The organism is Pseudomonas sp. K5002, assembly GCF_013386655.1.
GTDB lineage: Bacteria > Pseudomonadota > Gammaproteobacteria > Pseudomonadales > Pseudomonadaceae > Aquipseudomonas.
Map to the genome: position 1 here is coordinate 1 of NZ_JACARK010000029.1, position 5,080 is coordinate 5,080.

The window sequence follows — 5,080 nt, forward strand, 5'->3', positions numbered from 1 at the left end:
TCGAGGCGCGGCTGGACGACGGGCAGGACCCGGGCGTGCCGCTGTTCATGCAGGGCCAGGTGCGCGACACCAATGGCAAGCCGTTGGCGGGGGCGATTGTCGATGTATGGCAGGCCAATACCGGTGGTACGTATTCGTGGTTTGACAGCACGCAGTCGGAGTTCAACCTGCGTCGGCGAATCGAGACCGATGCCCAGGGCAACTACCGTTTTCGCAGCATCGTGCCGTCGGGGTATGGCTGCCCGCCGACCGGGCCGACCCAGCAGTTGCTGGACCAGTTGGGGCGCCATGGCCAGCGGCCGGCGCATATCCACTTCTTCATCTCGGCGCCGGGCCATCGGCACCTGACCACGCAGATCAACCTGTCGGATGACCCGTACCTGCATGATGATTTTGCCTATGCGACGCGGGATGAGTTGATCGCCGAAATTCGCTTCAGCGAGGACGCGAACCTGGCGAAGGAATTTGGTGTGGAAGGGCAGTTTGCGCAGATTGATTTTGACTTTGAGTTGCAGCCTGCGGCGGCGCCTGTCGAACAGAAACGTATGCAACGAGTTCGCGCGCTCGAAGACTGAACGCGGTAAAAAAATGTGGGAGCGGGCTTGCTCGCGAATGCGGTGGATCAGTCAATATTTCCGGTGACTGACACTCCGCCTTCGCGAGCAAGCCCGCTCCCACATTGGCTCTGTATCGTTTGGCCTACTTGCGAACAACCAGATCGAGCAGATCATCCCGATCCTTGATCTTCTGCAGCACGATCTCCGAGCGAATATCCATCACCCCCGCCGTGCGGTTCAGGTGGTTCACAATGAAATCCGAAAAGTGCTTGAGGTTGCGCGCCTGCACCCGCAGCACATAATTGCTCGCCCCGGTAATCACATACGCACTGGCCACCTCCGGCCACCCCTGCACCTTCTTGATAAACGTCTCGTGCCAATCCTCCACATCCTGGCGTAACGACAGGTGGACGATGGCCTCCAGCTCGATCCCCAGTTGCTCGGCGTTCAACACCGCCCGATAACCACTGATGATTCCCTCGCTTTCCAGCAGGCGCAAACGCCGCAGGCAGGCCGACGGCGACAGGGCGACTTTCTCGGCCAGTTCCTGGTTACTGATACGGCCATCCTGTTGCAGGAAATGCAGAAGGCGCAGGTCGGTGGCGTCGAGAATCATGGTTAGAATAAATCCGCGTGTTTGGGGGTTAAATTCGAATTTCCTACAGCTTAATTAGCCTGTTGCCCACCACTTTGCACGAAAATTCTCTAAAGCTTCGTTCATTATTTGGCTCATTGTTACTACAACAACAGGACTGACCATGACCACCCGCACCCATTGCCTGACCCTCGACGCCCAGGATCCGCTGGCGCCATTGCGCAACCAATTCGCCTTGCCGGCCGGGGTCATCTACCTCGACGGCAACTCCCTCGGTGCGCGCCCGGTAGCGGCACTGGAGCGGGCGCAAGCGGTTATTGCCGAGGAGTGGGGCAATGGCCTGATTCGCAGCTGGAACAGTGCCGGCTGGGCCGACCTGTCCCAGCGCCTGGGCAATCGCCTGGCACCGCTGATCGGTGCCCGCGACGGTGAAGTGGTGATCACCGATACCACCTCCATCAACCTGTTCAAAGTGCTCAGCGCCGCGCTGACCGTGCAACGCGAACGCGCGCCAAGCCGCAAGGTGATCGTCAGCGAAGCGAGCAATTTCCCCACCGACCTGTACATCGCCGAAGGCCTCACCGAACTGCTGCAACAGGGCTACTCCCTGCGCCTGGTCAACAGCCCGGACGAACTGCCGAAAGCCATCGACCAGGACACGGCCGTGGTGATGCTTACCCACGTCAACTACAAGACCGGCTACATGTACGACATGCAGGCCCAGACTGCCTTGAGCCATGAATGTGGCGCGCTGGCGATCTGGGACCTGGCGCATTCCGCGGGCGCGGTGCCGATCGACCTGCATCAGGCCGGTGCCGATTATGCGATTGGTTGCACTTACAAATACCTCAATGGCGGGCCCGGCTCCCAGGCGTTTGTGTGGGTCAACCCGGCGCTGGTGGATGTGGTTACGCAGCCGCTGTCGGGCTGGTTCGGGCATACCCGACAGTTCGCCATGGAATCGCGTTATGCGCCGAGCCAGGGCATCGCCCGCTACCTGTGCGGCACCCAGCCGATTACCTCGCTGGCGATGGTGGAGTGTGGCCTGGATATTTTCGCCCAGACCGATATGGCCAGCTTGCGCTCTAAATCACTGGCGTTGACCGACCTGTTTATCGAGTTGGTGGAAAGCCGTTGCGCCGCCCACGACCTGACCCTGATCACCCCGCGTGAGCATGCCCGACGGGGTAGCCACGTCAGCTTCGAACACCCGGAAGGCTACGCGGTTATCCAGGCCTTGATCGCTCGCGGCGTGATTGGTGATTATCGTGAGCCGCGGATCATGCGGTTCGGGTTTACCCCGCTGTACACCAGCTTTGCTGAAGTGTGGGATGCGGTGGAAATCCTGGGTGAGATTCTCGATCAAAAAACCTGGGACCAGCCGCAGTTCAAGGTTCGTCACAGCGTCACCTGAGTAAACGCAGAGCAAAAAATGTGGGAGCGGGCTTGCTCGCGAATGCGGTCTATCAGTCTCTGATGTATTGACTGGCACACCGCATTCGCGAGCAAGCCCGCTCCCACAGGGGACAGTGTTTCAACCAGAAAGCAGTGCAATCACAATAATAAAGGGGCACGCCACGTGACCACGCCAGACCAAGGCTTTGCCGAAATCACCAATCGCGAACTGGGCCTCAGGCGCCAGCTCACTTCCGGCCAGATGAGTATGATCGCCATCGGTGGCGCCATCGGCACCGGGCTGTTCATGGGCAGCGCCTACGCCATCGGCTATGCCGGGCCCAGCGTGCTGGTCAGCTATGCCATCGGTGCGCTGATCACTTTGCTGTTGATGGGCTGCCTGGCGGAGATGACCGTGGCGCATTCCACCTCGGGCTCCTTCGGCGCGTATGCCGAATTTTACGTCAGCCCGCTGGCCGGTTTCCTGGTGCGTTATGCGTACTGGGCGGCGATTGTGCTGGCGGTGGGCGCCGAGGTCACGGCGGTGGCGATGTACATGAAGTACTGGTTTGCCAACGTGCCGGAATGGGTGTGGATCGTCTCGTTTTCCAGCGTGCTGATCGTACTCAACGCCATCAGCGTCAAGACCTTCGGCAACTTCGAGTACTGGTTTTCCACGATCAAGATCAGCGCGATTGTCGGCTTCATCATCCTCGCGGTGTACGTGGTGTTCGGCTCCGGCAACCCGGATTACGGTGTGCAGAACTACGCGGCCCACGGCGGCTTTTTCCCGAACGGGTTGAGCGGCATGTGGATCGCGGTGATCGTCTCGATCTTCAGTTACCTGAGCGTGGAAATGATCGCGGTGGCCGCCGGTGAAGCGGCCGACCCGGAGCAGGCGGTGAAAAAAGCCTTCCGCGCGACCATCGTGCGGCTGGTGGTGTTCTACCTGCTGACCCTGGCGCTGATGTTGGCCATCGTGCCATGGAACCAGGCCGGCCACGCCCAGAGCCCGTTCGTCACGGTGATGCAGACCATCGGCATTCCCGGCGCCACCGGGGTGATGAACTTCGTGATCCTGATCGCTGCGCTGTCGGCGATGAACAGCCAGCTCTACATCACCACCCGCATGATGTTCAGCCTGTCCCGCGCCGGTTTTGCGCCCAAGTCCATGGGCGCCTTGAGCAAGAGCGGGATCCCGTTGAACGCCTTGTTGCTGTCCAGCTCGGGCATTGCCCTGGCGACCCTGCTGAACGTGGTGTACCCGGAAAGCTCGTTCACCCTGATGATGGCGATCTCGATGTTTGGCGCGATCTTCACCTGGTTCATGATCTTCCTCACGCACCTGTTTTTCCGCCGCTACCGCAAGCGTCACGGCGGGGCGAAGCTGTCGTTCCAGCTGGCGCTGTTTCCCTACAGCACACTGCTGGGCCTGGTGCTGATGGGCGCGGTGATGATCACCACGTTCTTCACCGATGCATTCAAGATGACGCTGGTGTTCGGGGTGCCGTTCCTGCTGATTCTGTCGGCGGTGTACTACGTATTCTTCCGCAAGGGCGCGGCCAAGGCATCGAACAAGGCTTTGGCATAACCCGGCAATTGCTCGAACTCGCGGGCGCATAACAGCAGTTTGCGACAGGCCCAATCCTCGCTCAGGGGTTGGGCCTTGAAGCGCCGCTCCAACGGCCAGCGTTCCAGCGCCGCCAGGGGCACGATCCCCAGCCCGGCGCCCCGGGCGACCATGCGAATCAGCCCGTCAAACCCATCAGCGCGGATGCGTGTCTGCAAGCGAAAGCCTGCGTGCAATGCCTGTTCCTCCAGGTACACCGCCAGCGCGCTGTCGGCGGCCAGGCCCACATAGTCGTGCTGCAAGCTGTCGATAAAACTCACGGTGCGCCCGGCCAGCGGATGTTCCAGCGGCATGATCAGCACCAGCGGGTCGTCGCGAAAGGGCAGGGTTTGCAGGCCGTGGGTGTCCACCGCATCGGAAATGATCCCCAGGTCTGCCGCGCCCTGGCGCAAGGCGTGGGTGATGCGCAGGCTTGGCAGTTCCTGCAGGTCGATGTCGAGGTTGGGGTGCTCGTGCAGAAAGTCCGCCAACAGCTCCGGCAGGTATTCGCTCAGGGCGGTGGTGTTGCACAGCAGGCGCACCTGGCCCTTGACGCCGTTGGCGTATTCCGCGAGGTCTTGCTGCAGGTGATCGGCTTGCTGCAACAGCAGGCGGGCGTGACGGGCGAGGGCTTTACCCGCAGCAGTCGGGGTGACGCCACGGCGGCCACGTTCAAGAAACTCGATGCCCAGGGAGGCTTCCATCGCCCGGATCCGTGCACTGGCCGCCGCCAGGGACAAATGGCTGCGGCTGGCGCCGGCGGTGATGTTGCCGGTGTCGAGGATGTGCAGGTACAGGCGCAGGTCGATCAGGTCAAAGTGCATGGGCTGGGGATCTCAGTGTCTGGACGGGCCTCTTCGCGAGCAAGCCCGCTCCCACATTTAGATCTGTGAACCCTTTCAAAATGTGGGAGCGGGCTTGCTC

4 protein-coding genes and 1 pseudogene are annotated in these 5,080 nt (G+C 61.1%); 3 read left to right on the forward strand and 2 right to left on the reverse strand.

The window, feature by feature from the left end; all coding sequences use genetic code 11:
- Nucleotides 1-575, forward strand: a pseudogene (locus HX846_RS01535) (catechol 1,2-dioxygenase); the annotation flags it as partial.
- A 124-nt stretch (nucleotides 576-699) separates the two neighbouring features.
- Here HX846_RS01535 and HX846_RS01540 read toward each other — a convergent pair.
- Complete coding sequence (locus HX846_RS01540) at nucleotides 700-1,173, reverse strand: Lrp/AsnC family transcriptional regulator (protein WP_003212305.1); 474 nt, start codon at nucleotides 1,171-1,173, stop codon at nucleotides 700-702.
- A 142-nt stretch (nucleotides 1,174-1,315) separates the two neighbouring features.
- Between HX846_RS01540 and kynU the strand changes: the two genes are divergently transcribed.
- Entirely contained in the window at nucleotides 1,316-2,566 is a 1,251-nt protein-coding gene (gene kynU / locus HX846_RS01545; RefSeq protein WP_134325689.1) for a kynureninase, read from the forward strand.
- 165 nt (nucleotides 2,567-2,731) lie between these two features.
- Nucleotides 2,732-4,138, forward strand: a complete 1,407-nt coding sequence (locus HX846_RS01550; RefSeq protein ID WP_177122305.1) for an amino acid permease — start codon at nucleotides 2,732-2,734, stop codon at nucleotides 4,136-4,138.
- On the opposite strand, the gene HX846_RS01555 is transcribed toward HX846_RS01550, so the two are convergent.
- Nucleotides 4,084-4,980 (reverse strand): LysR substrate-binding domain-containing protein, encoded by an 897-nt coding sequence (locus HX846_RS01555; RefSeq protein WP_178964829.1) that lies wholly within the window; start codon nucleotides 4,978-4,980, stop codon nucleotides 4,084-4,086. The genes HX846_RS01550 and HX846_RS01555 overlap by 55 nt on opposite strands.
- Nucleotides 4,981-5,080 lie beyond the last annotated feature (100 nt).